Annotated in this window: 18 protein-coding genes; 10 read left to right on the top strand and 8 right to left on the bottom strand. The window is 37.3% G+C overall.

What is annotated here, in order from left to right:
* Positions 1-17: 17 nt before the first annotated feature.
* The 7 genes from upp to trxB all read left to right on the top strand — a co-directional run bounded on the left by upp (position 18) and on the right by trxB (position 8,192).
* Positions 18-671, top strand: coding sequence for a uracil phosphoribosyltransferase (gene upp, locus Q0X66_RS01910; RefSeq protein WP_297702790.1), 654 nt, complete (start codon positions 18-20; stop codon positions 669-671).
* A 185-nt stretch (positions 672-856) separates the two neighbouring features.
* Positions 857-2,158, top strand: coding sequence for a TolC family protein (locus Q0X66_RS01905; RefSeq protein ID WP_297702789.1), 1,302 nt, complete (start codon positions 857-859; stop codon positions 2,156-2,158).
* Between the two features lie 28 nt (positions 2,159-2,186).
* Complete coding sequence (locus Q0X66_RS01900) at positions 2,187-3,254, top strand: efflux RND transporter periplasmic adaptor subunit (protein WP_297702788.1); 1,068 nt, start codon at positions 2,187-2,189, stop codon at positions 3,252-3,254.
* Positions 3,255-3,315: 61 nt separating this feature from the next.
* Entirely contained in the window at positions 3,316-6,510 is a 3,195-nt protein-coding gene (locus Q0X66_RS01895) for an efflux RND transporter permease subunit (RefSeq protein WP_297702787.1), read from the top strand.
* Positions 6,507-6,812, top strand: a complete 306-nt coding sequence (locus tag Q0X66_RS01890) for a hypothetical protein (RefSeq protein WP_297702786.1) — start codon at positions 6,507-6,509, stop codon at positions 6,810-6,812. Before Q0X66_RS01895 ends, Q0X66_RS01890 begins: the two co-directional genes overlap by 4 nt.
* A gap of 12 nt (positions 6,813-6,824) precedes the next feature.
* Complete coding sequence (locus Q0X66_RS01885; protein ID WP_297702785.1) at positions 6,825-7,010, top strand: DUF2892 domain-containing protein; 186 nt, start codon at positions 6,825-6,827, stop codon at positions 7,008-7,010.
* A 216-nt stretch (positions 7,011-7,226) separates the two neighbouring features.
* Positions 7,227-8,192, top strand: a complete 966-nt coding sequence (trxB, locus tag Q0X66_RS01880) for a thioredoxin-disulfide reductase (protein ID WP_297702784.1) — start codon at positions 7,227-7,229, stop codon at positions 8,190-8,192.
* 59 nt (positions 8,193-8,251) lie between these two features.
* Here the strand turns inward: trxB and Q0X66_RS01875 are convergent, their stop codons facing one another.
* From Q0X66_RS01875 to Q0X66_RS01845, 7 genes are all read right to left on the bottom strand, one after another.
* Entirely contained in the window at positions 8,252-8,698 is a 447-nt protein-coding gene (locus Q0X66_RS01875; protein WP_297702783.1) for a hypothetical protein, read from the bottom strand.
* 122 nt (positions 8,699-8,820) lie between these two features.
* The gene (locus Q0X66_RS01870; protein WP_297702782.1) at positions 8,821-9,870 is read right to left on the bottom strand and encodes a pyridoxal phosphate-dependent aminotransferase family protein; all 1,050 of its coding nucleotides are present in this window, start codon (positions 9,868-9,870) and stop codon (positions 8,821-8,823) included.
* The gene (locus tag Q0X66_RS01865) at positions 9,867-10,880 is read right to left on the bottom strand and encodes a dipeptide epimerase (protein WP_297702781.1); all 1,014 of its coding nucleotides are present in this window, start codon (positions 10,878-10,880) and stop codon (positions 9,867-9,869) included. The genes Q0X66_RS01870 and Q0X66_RS01865 overlap by 4 nt, the downstream gene beginning before the upstream one ends.
* Positions 10,881-11,004: 124 nt before the next feature.
* Positions 11,005-11,727 (bottom strand): head GIN domain-containing protein, encoded by a 723-nt coding sequence (locus tag Q0X66_RS01860; RefSeq protein ID WP_297702780.1) that lies wholly within the window; start codon positions 11,725-11,727, stop codon positions 11,005-11,007.
* A gap of 146 nt (positions 11,728-11,873) precedes the next feature.
* On the bottom strand, positions 11,874-13,598 hold the full coding sequence (locus tag Q0X66_RS01855) for a PspC domain-containing protein (RefSeq protein ID WP_297702779.1): 1,725 nt from the start codon (positions 13,596-13,598) through the stop codon (positions 11,874-11,876).
* A 2-nt stretch (positions 13,599-13,600) separates the two neighbouring features.
* Positions 13,601-13,936, bottom strand: coding sequence for a PadR family transcriptional regulator (locus Q0X66_RS01850; RefSeq protein WP_297702778.1), 336 nt, complete (start codon positions 13,934-13,936; stop codon positions 13,601-13,603).
* A 162-nt stretch (positions 13,937-14,098) separates the two neighbouring features.
* Positions 14,099-14,581 carry a DUF4870 domain-containing protein gene (locus tag Q0X66_RS01845; RefSeq protein WP_297702777.1) on the bottom strand — a complete coding sequence of 161 codons (483 nt, stop codon included), beginning with the start codon at positions 14,579-14,581 and terminating at the stop codon, positions 14,099-14,101.
* A 133-nt stretch (positions 14,582-14,714) separates the two neighbouring features.
* Here Q0X66_RS01845 and Q0X66_RS01840 point away from each other — a divergent pair, with 133 nt between their 5' ends.
* Entirely contained in the window at positions 14,715-15,170 is a 456-nt protein-coding gene (locus tag Q0X66_RS01840; protein ID WP_297702776.1) for a DUF4442 domain-containing protein, read from the top strand.
* A gap of 197 nt (positions 15,171-15,367) precedes the next feature.
* Here the strand turns inward: Q0X66_RS01840 and Q0X66_RS01835 are convergent, their stop codons facing one another.
* On the bottom strand, positions 15,368-15,835 hold the full coding sequence (locus tag Q0X66_RS01835; RefSeq protein WP_297702775.1) for a hypothetical protein: 468 nt from the start codon (positions 15,833-15,835) through the stop codon (positions 15,368-15,370).
* A gap of 287 nt (positions 15,836-16,122) precedes the next feature.
* Here Q0X66_RS01835 and Q0X66_RS01830 point away from each other — a divergent pair, with 287 nt between their 5' ends.
* Both Q0X66_RS01830 and Q0X66_RS01825 read left to right on the top strand, forming a co-directional pair.
* Positions 16,123-16,929, top strand: coding sequence for a TIGR00266 family protein (locus Q0X66_RS01830; protein ID WP_297702774.1), 807 nt, complete (start codon positions 16,123-16,125; stop codon positions 16,927-16,929).
* A 40-nt stretch (positions 16,930-16,969) separates the two neighbouring features.
* Entirely contained in the window at positions 16,970-17,623 is a 654-nt protein-coding gene (locus Q0X66_RS01825) for a DUF2461 domain-containing protein (RefSeq protein ID WP_297702773.1), read from the top strand.
* Positions 17,624-17,633: the final 10 nt, after the last annotated feature.

Raw genomic sequence — 17,633 nt, 5'->3', positions numbered from 1 at the left:
AGTAAATCATAAAATGAATGATCATTCATAATTACACAGCTGAAAACTCCTTGCTAAATCAATTTGTTGCTGAACTCAGGGATATAAATATTCAAAAAGATTCCATGCGTTTTCGCAGGAATATTGAGCGAATTGGTGAAATCTTGTGTTATGAATTAAGTAAAACTCTAAATTATAAGGTACATACCGTGCAAACACCTTTTGGTCATAAAGCCATGGCCTTACCCTTAAATAATCTTGTACTATGTTCTGTTCTAAGGGCAGGATTACCATTACACCGGGGACTATTGAATTATTTTGACAAGGCTGAGAACGCTTTTATTTCAGCCTACAGACATCATCCGGACGGGGGTAACGACTTTGATGTAATCGTTAAATATTTTGCAGCTCCGGCATTGGGAGGTAAAACACTCATATTAACAGATCCTATGCTTGCAACCGGAAAGACCTTGGAGAATGTATTAAACGCTTTAAAAAACCATGGTCAACCCAAGCAGATACATATAATTTCTGTAATTGGTTCTACTGCGGGAATAGAGTATGTAAAAAGTGTTTTCCCTGAAAATACTCATCTGTGGATCGCTGCCATTGATGACGAATTGACCGGAAAAGGATATATAATCCCGGGATTAGGCGATGCCGGGGATCTTTCCTACGGGACCAAACTTTAATTTCTTTTTACCCATCTAACAATAATTGGCTAGCGATCTGCAATCTCAGAAACCAGGTGTATACTGTTTCCTGTTATATACAATTCTGCTTTCATATTCTGTAACATTAGTTACCCGATTTTGGTAACATTGGTTACCATCTGCACTTTCTTCTTAGTCTAATTTTGCTTCAAATTAATTAGTACATGAAGAATACGATACAAATACTGATCATGTTAAGCGTTTTTTTTATAAATGCGCAAAAAGGCGTACTGATTACCAAGGGGGAGGTAATGAACAGGGTAATGGAGTACAATACAACCTTAAAAATCACAGAAAAGGATGTTATGGCTGCTGAAGGTGATTTTAGGCAAACCAATACCGTACTATTGCCTAATATTAGTCTATCACATACTGGCATAGCCACTAACAATCCGTTGATGGCTTTTGGCGTTAAATTAAATCAGCAAATTGTAACACAAGCCGATTTTAATCCGGACCGCCTTAATAATCCAAGTCAAATTGAAGATTATGCGACGCGTTTTGAAATTCAGCAACCCCTGTTGAATTTTGATGGTTTCTACCAGCGCAAAGCAGCAAAAGCCAAACTGACGGCCTCGGAATATCAATCCGGGCGTACAAGGGATTACCTTAAGCTGGAGGTTGAAAAAGCATATATGCAGTTACAGCTGGCATATAAAACAGTAGAAGTTTTGGAACAAACAAAATTGGCTGCATTGGAAAACAAAAGGCTGGCCGACAATAGTTTCAAACAGGGATACCTGCAAAGATCTGATGTACTGGCCGTGGAAGTACGAGTAACAGAAATTGATAATCAACTGCAATATGCAAAAAGTAATATTCAAAATGCCTCCAATTACTTGTCGGTTATGATGAATGACTCCACCTATCAGATAATGACCCCTGCCGATTCACTTAAGGTTTTTGCAAACCAATTTTCTTTGGAAAATGTGTCAGAGAATAGAAAAGATATTTTGGCAATGGAATCAGCTAAAGAGGCCTATTATCAAACATATAGGTCAGATAAAATGAGTTTTTTACCAAAGCTGAATGCATTTGGGACCTACGAATTACATGATGACCAGGTATTTAGGGGAAGCGCCAGTGGCTATCTGTTTGGTGCAGAATTGAGATGGGACATCCTGAATGGGACCAGGCGGTTTGGTAAAGCCCATAAAAGCAAAGCAGAGTTCGAAAAAGCCAAATTGGAACTAGAGCAATACAAATCGGAAAGTCAGCTTGAGCTGAATAAAGCAAATCGTATGCTTCAGGACACCAAAAATAATCTGAAGCTTACCACCCTGGCTTTAAATCAATCCAAAGAAGCGCTCAGAATTCGCAGCAATCGTTTTGCACAGGGTTTGGAAAAAACGACGGATCTGCTTCTAGCCGAAACGCAATATGCTCAGAAACAGCTGGAATATTATTTTACCATTTTTCAGCACAATTCTGCTGTGGCCTACATGGAATTTTTAACAAAAGAATAATTAAATAATGAAGAATAAAAACCAAAACATGCAAAAATTATACGTCATACTTCTGATACTTCTTGTCTGGAGTTGTAGTAATAAAGAGAAGAAGGAGCAACAGGCAAATGAGCTTGTTATTCCGGTTACAGTAAGAATGGTTGGTGAGATTGATGGCCCGAATATGATTTCCACCAGTGGAACCATAGAAGCCGTTAAAAGTGCCAACTTAAGTACCCGAATCATGGGACATGTAGAAAAGATTTATGTAAGGATAGGGGATAAGGTCACTAAAGGACAACTTCTATTGAGTTTAAATAACATGGATCTGTCTGCAAAGCTTGCTCAGGTAAATGCCGGAATTGCTGAAGCTACAGCAGCCTATAACAATTCGGAAAAAGACCTGAAAAGATTTACGGCATTGTTTCAGGAAAATAGCGCTTCCCAAAAGGAACTGGATGATATAACTGCCCATTACAATATGGCCGAAGCGAGACTGGAGGCCGCAAGGCAAATGAAAAATGAAGTTAATGCACAATTTTCTTATGCAGATATTCGTGCTCCTTTCAACGGAGTAGTGACCAATAAGTTCATAAACCCCGGAGATATGGCTAATCCCGGCATGCCTCTTCTTGAATTAGAAGCTCCGGGGAAATACCAGGTGCTGACTTTAGTACCCGAATCTGAAATAACAAAAATTAAACAGGGCATGGAAGTGCAGGTGGATTTAAACACCTTAAATGAAAATGTCTCCGGAGAAGTGATTGAGGTAAGTAGCTCATCTAAAAATACGGGTGGACAGTACCATGTTAAAGTGTCCTTATTGGAAACAAGTGCACCTATCCTATCCGGGATGTATGCCACAGTGAAATTTCCTATAACGGCAGATAATCAATCAAGAGCAGCATTAATACCCATAGAGGCAGTCATTCATAAAGGGCAGTTATCCGGGGTATTTACAGTAAGCGAGAGTAACACAGCACTCCTCAGATGGCTTCGTTTAGGACGGTCCTATGGCGATATGGTCGAGGTTTTGTCGGGCTTAACGGCAGATGAAAGTTTTATTGTTACATCAGATGGAAAACTATTTAACGGGGCTAAAATATCTATAGAATAGATCCGAAGTAGGTTTATTTACGACCACAAAGCAAAGAAGTTCATAAAGCAATAATAAAAATATGAAAGAAGGATTAGCAGGGAAAATTGCAAAGTCATTTATAGGATCAAAGCTAACAGTGCTCCTAATGATAGTTTTTATGATCATTGGGGTATACAGCTCCTTTTTAATTCCAAGGGAGGAAGAGCCTCAGATTGATGTTCCCATTGCGGATATTTTTGTGGGATATCCCGGAGCCAGCCCAACCGAAGTTGAGTCAAGGGTTGTAAAGCCTCTCGAAAAACTTATCTCTAATATCAAAGGGGTTGAATATGTTTATTCTACTTCCATGAAGGAACAAGCCATGGTTATTGTTCAATTTTATGTGGGTGAGGATATTGAAAGGTCTTTTGTTAAACTCTACAATGAGATTAATAAACATATGGATATCATGCCACAGGGTGTGACTTTTCCTTTGGTAAAAACCAGAGCCATTGATGATGTACCAATGCTGGGTTTAACCCTGTGGAGTGAGAATTACGATGATTACCAATTGAAGCAGATTGCGCAGGAACTTACTGACGAAATTGAAAAAATAAATGACGTTTCGGCTATACAAAAAATTGGTGGCAGAAACAGGCAATTAAGGGTAGTACTCGACAAAGATAAGATGGCAGAAAGCGGACTGGATTTCCTTTCCGTTGCCCAGATGATAAAAGCCAATAACAGTCAGCTTAGCAGTGGTACTTTTGATAAGTATGATACAGAGTTCACAGTAACAACCGGAAGATTTTTGGAAACTACAGAGGATGTTGAAAATTTGGTAGTCGGCGTTCAACAAAATCAACCAATATACCTTAAACAAATTGCGGCAATACATGATGGAGCTGAATTGCCCAAAAATTATGTTTCTCTTGGTTTTGGCCAGGCAAGCGAAAAAGCACAGCTGTATAATTCTGAATATCCGGCTGTTACCATTTCCATAGCCAAACGAAAAGGAGCAGATGCAATGAAGATTTCGGATATTATTCTGAAAAAGGTAGATCATCTGAAACAAAATCTGATTCCTACGGATGTGCATGTGGAAGTTACCCGTAATTACGGAGAAACTGCTTCTCAAAAAGTATCAGAACTACTTATGCACCTTATAGGCGCAATCATTGCGGTCACTTTTGTGGTTATGTTGGCCATGGGTTGGCGAGGTGGTTTGGTAGTGTTTTTGTCAGTCCCAATTACATTTGCCCTTACATTGCTCAGCTATTATATGCTGGACTACACCCTGAACAGAATAACTCTTTTCGCCCTGGTGTTTGTAACAGGAATAGTGGTGGATGATTCCATAATTATTGCAGAGAACATGCACCGCCATTTTAAAATGAAGCGTTTGCCATTCAAACAAGCTGCACTTTACGCTATAAATGAAGTTGGGAATCCAACGATTTTGGCAACTTTTACGGTAATTGCATCGGTTTTACCAATGGCATTTGTCTCGGGACTAATGGGCCCATATATGTCGCCAATGCCAATTGGAGCGTCTATTGCAATGATATTGTCCTTGTTTGTGGCACTGACAATTACCCCTTATCTGGGTTTTATTTTTCTGCGTGAAAAAGAAAAAAAGGGAAAGAAAAAAGAAGAGAAACAACTAGAGGAAACCTTTATATATAGGATATATGAGAGATTTGAAAAGCCTTTGTTGGAAAATAAAAAAATACGTTGGGTATTTTTGGGAATAACTTTCTTTTTGTTATTGGCTTCGGTAGCCATGTTCTTTACTAAATCAGTCGCTGTAAAAATGCTGCCTTTCGATAATAAAAATGAATTTCAGGTGGTCATAGATATGCCGGAAGGTACGACGCTTGAACGGACGGCTGTTGTTGCAAAAGAAATTTCCCAGTATTTGACAACTATTCCGGAGGTGATTAATTATCAAAGCTATGTAGGGACTTCAGCTCCTATAACCTTTAATGGGCTGGTAAGGCACTATGATCTCAGAGGAGGGAGCAATGTCGCTGATATTCAGATAAACCTGGTAGATAAACACGAAAGAAGTGCTCAAAGCCATGAGATTGCCAGCCTTCTGCGCCCTGAAATTAGAAAAATCGGAAAAAAATATAATGCGAACGTAAAAGTGGTCGAAGTACCACCAGGACCACCTGTGTTATCAACCATTGTGGGAGAAATTTATGGACCGGATTATGACGGGCAGATTGCCGTCGCTAATCAGATACAAGGCCTGTTAAACAATACCAAAGATGTAGTGGATGTCGATTGGATGGTAGAAGCAGACCAAACCGAGTATGAATTCATTATAGATAAGCAAAAAGCTATGCTTTATGGCGTGGTACCAGAGCAAATTACCCAAACATTAAATTTGGCCCTTTCTGAGAGAGCAATAACTAATTTATATGATGAAGATGCATCCAACCAGATAAGCCTGGTACTTGCACTGGACGAAAAAGAGAAATCCACCATTAATGATATTTCTCAACTCAAAGTTAAATCCGGAATGGGAACCATGAATACCATAGGCGATTTAACGGAAGTTAATAAAACCATTACTGCCAAAAGCATTTATAGAAAAAATCAAAAACGAGTGGTTTACGTAATTGCTGATATGGCTGGCGAATTAGAGAGCCCGGTTTATGCTATCTTGGGCATGACAGATAAATTAAATGAAATTGATATTCCGGAAGGATATAAGCTTGAAGAACTTTACATTAAACAACCCGATTTTGAAGATAATTATACCATAAAATGGGATGGAGAATGGCAGATTACTCTGGAAGTATTCAGGGATTTAGGAATTGCATTTCTAGGGGTTATTGTCATTATTTATATTTTAATTGTGGGGTGGTTCCAGAATTTTAAGGCGCCTATTGTTATGATGGTCGCAATTCCACTTTCTTTGATTGGAATTGTCCTTGGCCATTGGTTGTTAGATGCATTCTTTACGGCTACTTCTTTTATTGGAATGATTGCATTGGCGGGAATTATGGTAAGAAATTCAGTATTGCTTATTGACTTTATAAACCTTCGCGTTGCAGAAGGAGTTCCTTTAAAACAAGCAGTTATAGATGCCGGGGCAGTTCGTACAACTCCTATACTCCTTACCGCCGGTACCGTGGTAATTGGTGCTTTTGTTATTCTTTTTGACCCCATATTTCAGGGCTTGGCTATTTCACTAATGGGAGGGACAATTGCTTCAACCGTGCTTACTCTGTTAGTGGTGCCACTTGTATATTATTTAATAGAACGTAAAAATCACAAAATATGAAACTACTTATTGTCACCGTAGTTGAGCAGTACGAGGAGGCTATTTTGGAACTTTTTAAAAAAGCCAATATTGAAAATTTTAGCGGTTCAGAAATCGACGGATATAAACAACAGACGTCTGTTTTAATAACCTCAAATTGGTTTCCAGGTGTAAAGGGAGGTGTAGAATCCAGTCTGTTTTTTTCCTTCACTGAAGATGAAAAAATAGATTCCCTCTTTAATTTGATTCAAGTGTTTAATGAAAAATTAGTGACTAACAATCCTATTAGAGCGATTGTGGTTCCAATAGAAAGATCAATTTAAAAGATTATTAGTATGAAAAACAGAATTGTTAGGGCTGTTGCCGGAATCTTTATTCTAGTTAGCCTAGTACTTGCCATTTACGTAAATATTAATTGGTTGTGGTTTACGGCTTTCGTCGGTATAAACCTCTTACAGTCATCATTCACAAAATGGTGTTTAATGGAGGATATCTTAACCAAATTTGGTATAAAGGATTAAATAAATTCTTTCCAACCAGAACTGTTTATAAGAAAGCCGCAGTCTTTCATTAGCCTTATATACTTCTATTGTTTTTCAAATATTGATTTGAATGACCTCAGAAAGACAACATAGATTTACTTATAGAATTATAATAACTTTTTATAACTTTTAAAGTAAGGTTTATCCTGAAAATCCTACTTTTATAGTATAATAATTATAGTTTAATACTTGATCATGTCAGAAAAAATTGAACGTGTAAAAACACTTATATTAGGTTCAGGTCCTGCCGGTTATACGGCAGCTATTTATGCGGCCAGAGCAGATCTGAAACCGCTTATGTATACCGGGATGGAGCCCGGAGGACAGTTAACCACCACCACGGAAGTGGATAATTTTCCGGGATACCCTGAAGGTATAGACGGACCAACGATGATGGTCCAGTTGCAGCAACAGGCAGAGCGCTTTGGAACGGAAGTTCGGATAGGTATGGCGACTTCAGTTGACTTCAGTGATGAGGTAGGAGGGATTCACAAAGTAACCGTAGATAATTCTAAGGTAATTGAGGCAGAAACAGTGATTATTTCCACAGGAGCTACTGCAAAATATTTAAATATTCCCAGTGAACAACGTTTACGCGGGGGTGGTGTTTCGGCCTGCGCGGTATGCGACGGATTTTTTTATAAAGGACAAGATGTGGCAATTGTTGGAGGAGGGGATACGGCAGCGGAAGAGGCGTCTTATCTAGCCAATATTTGTAACAAAGTTACCATGTTGGTCCGTAAGGATTATATGAGAGCTTCGAAGGCTATGCAACACAGGGTAAACAGTCTGCAAAACATAGATCTGCGTTATAATTCAGAAGTGGATGAAATATTGGGAGATCAGGTTGTTGAAGGTTTACGGATTGTGAATAATAAAACTGGTGCAAAAGAGGAAATTCCGATTACTGGATTTTTTGTTGCCATAGGTCATAAACCCAATACGGAAATTTTCAAGGGTCAGTTAGAGATGGATGACACCGGATACCTTATAACACCTGGTAAATCCACTAAAACAAGTAAGCCAGGGGTTTTTGCCAGTGGTGATGTTCAGGATAAGGAATACAGACAAGCTGTAACGGCTGCAGGAACCGGTTGTATGGCAGCTTTGGATGCAGAACGCTATTTAGCCACTATTGAAACCCCGCAGGAAGTAACCTAAGAATTCGTCATAAAATAACCGCTACAATTGTAGCGGTTATTTTTATACTTCGAAAATGTTTAATCAATTCGCATATAGTTTTCAGAAAAAGTACGGTTACCTTCCGCATCAAAGGATATCTGACTAAAAGTGTCATCCTTTAATATTAATTCAAAAGTAAATTCGCGTAAGGTATCTAGGGCCATCAACATTTGATAATCTCCATATTCAATAGTTTCTATCAGGTCCGTATCTGTTATCTTGTAGGAACCATAACCGAATCTGCCGATTGTATCGTTTGGATCGGTGCGGGACCACATTACTTTCCCGTTATAGTACATTTTTACTTGTCTGTAACCTTCTTGTAAGTTCGCGGTATCTGATATTTCCTGTCCATCATAGTTATAAAAGCTTTGGAGTTCCCAGGTGCCTTGAATGGTATGCATATTGTTAGGTTTTAAAGATGTGGTTGCAGTAACGGTGACTAATAGCACAATCAATAAAACTAATCCAAGCAATTTTTTCATAGTTTTGTGTTTTTAATAATTATTCTTAAATAAGTCTTAAAAGTTACAATATTTTTTGTAAAACCAACTGCATATTACAGATTAAATTATGAATTGTAAAGGACTGCACATGAGTTTAGATATTAATCGTAAAAAGAATTAATAAGTGAGGTAAGTTTTGATATGTCTTTCTCTGTATGTAAGGCAGTTAATACTATCCTGCTTTTTAAGCTGGCTTCTTCTGAGGGATAATTGAAATCAGTAACAATAATTCCGTTATTGTACAGAAATTTGGTTAATTCAGGATCGGAATAACCAAATACCGGGAATCCTTGTATAAAGCTAAATTTCTTATTATCATTTATTTGATTTAAGAATAAACTCATATTATAATCCAGGATCTTCTTTTTATATTTATATATTTCTTCAGATTCAATTAATGTGGCCATACTTGCAGGTGATGGGGGCGAAGCTCCGGCATAAAAATCGGTTTTTATTACTTGTTTTAACCTTTTGTTGGTACCAAAAATTGCTCCTGCATCTATACCTAACGCCTTACCCAAAGAGCAGCAAATTAGTAGCTCTTTAGGTTTAAAATTCGAGAGAATTTGGAAAACACCGCTATTTCCGGGACCTATTTGCCCAATACCGTGTGAATCGTCTGCCACAAGAATGCATTTATTTAAAGGCAGTGATGTTAACCCATGAAATTGCGGGTAGTTGTAGCCCGAGAAATCTATTGAATCTAAAAGAATTACCGGTATTGCCTCTTTATTTGATGACAGATGGTCCCTTAATGCAATATGCAAAGCCGAATAAGTGATATAAGGTTTAACGTTAGATTGGTAAAGGGCGGAATGACTGTTTGGTGTATAGAACAACTCATATTGCTTACCACTGAATAAGCTACAAATCAATTGACCGGCAAGATATCCTGATGATAGGACTGTACAGTCTTCACTACCAACCCATTTTGAAAGATGAGTTTCTGCATCTCTATAAACCGATAGTTGAACATTGGCCTTTCTGGAAGCACCATAGTTAGTGCCATGTTTTTGGATATTTGCGATAAAAATATTCTGGAATTCCCTATCAGTTTGCATCCCAAAATAGGCGGTTCCACCGAAGTAAAGAAATTTCTTCTGCCCAACTATAATTTCGCGTCCCGGAAAAGAATTGATATAAGTGCTCATTTGAATAATTCTATTCCGCTGCCATTTATTCCAGGAAAAACAACATGGCTGTTTTCTTTAATTTGAGCACCCCTTGCAATATCTTCAGATAATAACATTGCCCCATCCATATCTACATAATCCAATTTCGGTAATAGTTGGGCAATGGCAGAAATCCCAACGGTAGATTCCGTCATGCACCCTACCATGACTTTCAAACCTAGTTCCCTGGCTTTATCTATCATTCGCAAAGCTGGCGTAAGTCCTCCACATTTTGTTAACTTAATATTTATACCATTAAAATGGAGCCAGCATTTCTCTACATCACCCTCTTCTATACAACTTTCGTCGGCAATTACCGGAAGAACGCTTTGGTGAATTACTTTTTCCATCCCTTCCCAATCATCGGCCTTTAGGGGTTGTTCCAAAAACTCAACGCCCAATTCCTTTAACAACGGAGCATTGTGAATAGTTTCCGCTGCGGTCCAGGCACAATTGGCATCAATCCTGAAAATAGCTTTTGTATGTTTGCGTAACTCTTTAATAATTGCCACATCATTTTCCGTTCCTAACTTAATTTTGTAAATAGGCCAGGGTTTTTCTTTCATTTTTGCGACCATTTTATCTACGGTATCCAGGCCAATCGTATAATTGGTGATGGGATAATACTCTTTAGAAGTTCCCCAAATCTCGTATAGTGGTTTCCCAATGATTTTACCATAGAGGTCATGAGCAGCAAGATCCAAAGCACACAAAGCAAAGTTGCTCAGCCCCCAGGATGTAATAAAAGAGTAAAAGTCTTTAGTATTTTGAAAATTGTAGGCTTCTATTTCCGGGCGAATCCCTTCTATTTCAGAAATCATGCTTTCACAGCTAATACCGTAATACGGATTGGCAGTTGCTTCTCCATAGCCAATACAATTTTCGGAAGACAGAGATACTATTAAAGTATCTTGTGAATCATAAGATTCCCTTGAAATTCTAAAGGTATGTTTCAAGGATAAGGTGTACTTTTTTAGATTGAGATTCATTACCAATTGTTTAATACGAATATAGATAAATCCAATATATGACGAAATAACCCCGGCAAGAATACCGGGGTTAAAATAATAAGTTTAAAGAAAATGTGTGTTGTTTAAAATTGAATATATAATTTTAATTTTTATGAACACTTCCAGAAACAGATTTCTTCTTTTGAACTGTTGCTTCTCCTGTATATGAAATATCTGCACCACTGCTGGCATCAGCAATCAGAGACTCTGATACATTCACAGAAATATCCGCCCCACTGCTTGCTTCGGCTCGGCAGGTTTGTACTTTAAAATCTCTGGCTTTTATATCGGATCCACTGCTGGCATTGGCATGCAGTACATTGGCCTCACCAGATATTTTAATATCTGCCCCACTGCTCGTACTTGCATCAACTTCATCAGCGCTTATTTCTACCTGAAGATCCGAGCCACTACTGGCATTCAATGAAATTTTGTCAGATTCAATAACACTCTTCCCAATTAAATCTGCACCACTGGAAGATTCAAGTCCGCTAATTTCGGGCATAGAGACATATACCTTTTTAGTTGCTCTGCCAATATTTTCTATAGCATGGATTTTTAACTTACCATCCCGGATATCTGTTCCAATTAAGTCGATAATATTTTCATCAGCTTCCACGGTGATTTCAAAATCTTTGGCCTGCGTAACATAAACATCCAGGCCTTCTGAGGCAGATACCACAGTAAACTCTTCTGTAATCTCTCTTCGGTCTTCGGCAACAACCCCGTTTCCTTTTTTGCCGTCACCAAAATTAATGTCAAAGGCACATGAGGAAAGAAATAGTGCCAGAATAAATGCGATTGTAATTCTTGCTAATGTTGTCATGATAGTCGTTTTTTTGTCCAAATTTTATCTGGACTCTGATTTATTGATTATTGTTTTAAATTGATTGATCAAAATTCTCTGTTTTTGTTAGAAAAATTTAATATGTATTACCCAGTTGTTGAATAGCAATGATGAATTGTAAACTTTTAGTTATTATCATTGGTTTTGATCTTTACTCCTTCCTCGTCGATTTTCATCTTAAAGGAATCACCATTGTCTTTAATGTCAATATCTACTCCATTTTCATTGATAATTATACGACCATCTTCCTCATCATCATCATCTTCGAGGTCTTCCGGACAGTCCAGACATTGCAATACACCGTTGTTTTGCATAAGCCATTGGTAATCTATTATTTCGCTTCGATAAATATCCTTGTCATATCGGGTTATTCTCCCAATGTGGCGTTTGGCAGATTCATCAAACCATATAACACTCTTTACCGGAACATAAACCGTAACGCGTACTTCCTGGTCCCGCACCTTATTTTTAGCATCTGTTGTGTGAAAATTGTCGAGTAACAAGGTTTTATCATCAACGGAATAATTATAATCGATTTGCCTTGCCCGATCTTTTGCAGATGCAAAAGAATTTCCGTCTGCGTCCTTTCTAATTCGAATATGAGCAATAGAGTCCTCAGACTTTTTAATATCAAAACGCACGTCGTCGGCAAATAACAGTTTATCCCCATTTTCATCATAGGTAATGGTCATTCCATTGATCCCTACATTTTCCTGATCTTCATATATATCACTGGATCGCAGGCTAATTCGTAAAGTGTCAATTCCTTGATCAAAATTCAAATCTTCTTTAACAGTTGTAGTCCCGTTAAAAGCATGAGCAGAAGCTTGTTGAATTCCTAAAACACTCAATCCGATAATGGATAGTAGCCATAATCCCAGCAATGAAAATTTAGCTATGTTGCCAATAGACTTAAGGTTATTAACAAGAATTTTTAATCCCAGGTATAGCAGAAAGAAAAAGGGAATGCCTATTGCAAAAAAGGCGAGCAATGAAACAAGCCATACCGGGGCGGATGTGGAATTTACCATATCATAAAAATCAATACCTGGGATATGTACAATATCTAAAATTCCAACGGTGAATAATCCTATAAAGAGACCAATTAAAGTTGCGGCTCCTATTATGATTAATAATATCCCAATAAATTTTCCGAAAACTTTGAACAGGAACATGATAACATCGCCAAGCGCATCAAAAAACGTTTTGCCACTGCTTTTTACCTTATCACCTACTTTTTCATAATCTACACTTTTTACCTTATCTGCAACATCATCAAAACCCTCTTTTACTTTTCGTTCAATATTACTAATGTTTACAGGCTCACCTCTCATATCCAATTTCTGAGAAGTGGTAACCGCTTCGGGCACTAAAATCCACAGTAGGATATATGCAATAAAACCAAAACCTGTAAAAATACCTAATACAATGAATATCAGCCGTATCCAAATGACATCAAATCCAAGATAATGTTCCAGCCCGGCGCATACTCCTCCAATATATTTGTTGTCAGTATCTCTGTAGAGTTTTTTAATTCTTGGACGAGATTCACCAGTCCTTCTTGGTTCATCTTCAAAAATGTCTTCATCCACCATGTAGTCTTCAGGTTGTCCCATGATGTTGATGACTTCATCTACTTCTTTAAGGGTTATAACCTGCCTGTCGTTTTCCATTTTCTCCTGGAAAAGTTCAGCTATCCTGGCTTCTATATCAGCAATGATTTCATCGCTTCCGGCCGTACCGGAAAATGAACGCTTAATTGATTCCAGGTAGCGCTGTAATTTGTTAAATGCTTTTTCATCTATGTGAAAAAGTATATTTGCGAGATTTATATTTACTGTTTTATTCATTGTTAGTTGTTTTTAGTATTGGTAACCAAATTAACTGCTCCTCTAAGTTCATCCCAGGTAATGTTCAATTCTTTAAGGAACACTTTACCTGTTTCTGTAAGTGCATAATATTTCCTGGGTGGGCCGGAGGTTGATTCCTCCCATCGATAATTGAGCAACCCGGCATTCTTCAACCTGGTAAGCAAGGGATAAATTGTACCTTCAACCACCAGCATTTTTGCATCTTTGAGTTTTCCAAGGATTTCGGAAGCATACTTATCTTCTCCTCTAAGAATGGAGAGTATGCAATATTCCAAAACTCCTTTTCGCATCTGTGCTTTTGTGTTTTCTATGTTCATAATTTCATAATTCTGTTTTGTGCTGATCCTGATGTCACGGATTTATTACAGCATCTGTTTAACTGTTCGTTTTTTTGTTTTTCATTTGATGATGATTGATAAATAAACTCCTTTTTTTATTGATGAATAACTCCTGTTATACAGCTTGATTAATGCTGTTTATTATTTTATAAAATTGATCGTTATAGGATATTTAAAATACTGCCCTTCATTTGTCCTTAAAGTGGCCAAAATGGTGTAAACTATATTGATAATGAAGAGAGCAACCTGTAACAAACCTGTAATTCCTATAGGCCAAAGCCACCACCCAAAATGTAAATTTTCACCTATAAAATGAAAATTGATATTGTTGAACTCGTTGTAATCGCGAATATCCAATAACCCTCCATCAAAAATGCCTGGTATAAATCCAAGTATGAAAGGAACGGATATGATTCCAAGAATGATAGAGTACAATAAGAGGCTAATTTGAAAATTTAAAGCCTGCTTCCCATTGTAGTCAACAAAGCTGTGTTCTTTCTTGTTTGCAATCCATAATACCAAAGGCAAGAGGAAGTTCCCAAAGGGAATAAAGTACTTGCTAAGGGTAGACGCATGAATAACTGCGGATAAACTTCTTTCGTGTTTGGTCAATGTCTCTGTCATGGCATATTAGTTTCTTATGCAAATATATGGCTAAAAGAAGGTATTATGCAAAACATAGTACTAATATTTAACAAAAAATTAACATTTATAAGTTAAAATAGAATACTTACTTTTACCATATATTTTTAGTTCAATGAGCCTAAGTCCCAGTAAATTCAATGTCTTTGCCTTTTTTAAATTACCATCGGCCTGGTGGTGCGGGGTTCGACTTAGATCCTGCGATGAAGAGAAAGCTGTAGTTAGCGTAAGACATAAATGGTTTAATCAGAACCCTTTTAAATCCATGTTCTGGGCCGTTCAGGGTATGGCAGCCGAACTTAGCACCGGTATTATGGTTAGTTCACAGATCAGAGAACGTGCTGAAAGCATTTCCATGCTTGTTGCCAATAATAATGCTAATTTCTCTAAAAAAGCAACTGGTAAAATTACGTTCACCTGCAAGGATGGGCATAAGATAAAAGAAGCATTAGACCAGACCATCGCTACAGGAGAGGGGCAAACCTTTTGGATGAAATCTATTGGGATAAATGAAGACGGACTAGTGGTTTCTATTTTTAATTTTGAATGGACGGTTAAATTAAGAACCTGATATTTTAATATTTAAGTAGTATTTGTAACATTTTGATTTCTAAATCAACTAACTATTGATAACTTAAAATAATTACAATGAACGCACATGAAATAGACTATATCACAATGGGTGTATAAATATTACTCAACATAAAATTAGGTTAACACTTATGAATAGCATTAACCTAATTATATCGAAAATAATAGTCTGTTTCTTTAGTTACCTTCACTTAGGGAAAAACTACCATCCCCATTGAAATTTGTTAACTGAATGGTAACCGTCCAAATGCCAGATGCTCCAGATGATGTAACTCCATCAATACTGTCAGGTTCTGTTCCTCCTTGAATGGTTCTATCTAAAACAATTGTTTCTTCAGAATCCCTAACAGTTATTTGAAAGTTTCCAAGAGAAGTTGCCGTAATGTCTGCATTGTAATCAGCCGTACTCAAGTTATTGTTCCAAATGAATGAACGATTCAATGTCCCCCCATTTCCTGTATAACTGGCATCGATATCCCCATTGAAGTCAGAGACATCTGTTACAATTACTGTTCCGTTTACTGTGACTTGTGCAAAAGCATCATCATCGCTATTGCAACTAGTTAAAAATGCTAGGGCACATATAAAGAAAACTGACTTAATTGTTCTTCGGAATTGTAGATAGAAAAATTTAGAAAAAATCATAGCAAATAATTAAAGTTCATTTTTTACTATAAAAAAAAACGTTGAAAACCCTACTTTATTATTATAAATTAACTGGAAACGGACTTTAATTAAATTGATTTTCAAAGTAGTAGGCATATTAATTTTTTAAATTTAGAGACAAAATAGGTAGATTATTAAAAAACTGTTGAATCTTTGAATCCTAAAAAAGCAATTATTAACGCTATATATTTAGTAGTAATTGTAACAAATCTGCATAAATCGATACCAATATAAAGTTGCATTAAACATTAAAAAATTCAAATAAAATGACTAACACAAATCACGAAATAGACTACCACATATATGGTGAAGAAATGCAATATGTGGAAATAGAATTGGACCCACAGGAAGCTGTTGTTGCCGAAGCCGGCAGCTTTATGATGATGGACACTGATATAAAGATGGACACCATTTTTGGCGATGGTTCCAATCAGGATAACAGTGTACTGGGCAAAATATTTTCGGCTGGAAAACGAATTCTTACCGGCGAGAGCTTGTTTATGACTGCTTTTTTAAATGTGGGTCAAGGCAAAAAGGAAGTTAGTTTTGCTTCTCCTTACCCGGGTAAGATTTTGCCCATTGATTTATCTGAAAAACAGGGGAGATTTATTTGTCAGAAAGATGCCTTTCTCTGCGCGGCCAAAGGAGTTTCTATTGGGATAGAATTCTCTAAACGACTTGGCAGGGGCCTGTTTGGGGGTGAAGGTTTTATAATGCAGAAACTGGAAGGTGATGGGATGGCCTTTGTTCATGCCGGTGGTACCCTGGCTAAGAAAGAGTTAGGACCGGGTGAAATTTTAAAAGTTGATACGGGTTGTATTGTAGGGTTTACGAAGGATATAGACTACGATATTGAATTTGTTGGAGGAATCAAAAATACTGTATTTGGTGGTGAAGGATTGTTCTTCGCGTCTTTAAGAGGACCGGGAACGGTTTATATTCAATCCCTGCCTTTTAGCAGACTGGCTGGCAGAGTTTGGGCTGCAGCGCCAAAAGGGGGAGGAAAAGATAAAGGTGAAGGAAGTATTTTGGGAGGAATAGGGGATCTGCTGGATGGCGATAATCGATTCTAAATAAACAGCTATAAAACTGCGGAGCCAGACTTATCTCCTTATGAATTTTAATAAGCTATTTGATTTTTTAAGTGAATTGGAGAAGAACAATTCCAAGGTCTGGATGGACACCAACCGAAAAAGGTATAAGGAAATTCGCACAGAATTTATTAGCTGGTTAGATGATCTGGATAATACCCTGGCAGATATTGATAAGTATTATTACCCAACTCCTGGAAAAAAGGGCATAAACAGGATTAATAATAATCTTATGTTTCACCCGAACAAGCCTATTTATAAAGATCACTTTGGCGCGGGTATGGATAAAGCACCCGGGACAGGAGATTTCTATATTCAGATTGGAATAAATCAATCTTTGCTTGCCGGCGGTATTTGGCGGCCGGATCCAAAATCACTACGAAGTATAAGGGATGCTATAGATTATAATGGGGAAGAACTAATAAAAATTATCAATAAAGATTCATTTAAAGAAACTTTTGGCTCGCTGTATATTGATGAAAAGTTGAAAGCTGCTCCCAAAGGTTTTAACAAGGAGCATCCTTACATTGATTTGTTGAGAAATAAATCCTATGCCGTAGTTCACGAGCTTTCAAAAGATCAGGTACTAAGCAATGATTTTAAAGAAATTATTATAAAGGTATACAGAGAAATGCTGCCTTTTAGAAGGTATTTAAATAATGCACTTACCGTATAAACCATTTATA

The organism is uncultured Eudoraea sp., assembly GCF_947260015.1.
GTDB lineage: Bacteria > Bacteroidota > Bacteroidia > Flavobacteriales > Flavobacteriaceae > Eudoraea.
Note: the sequence above shows the minus strand (reverse complement) of the source record. Positions and strands in the feature narration are given on the sequence as shown.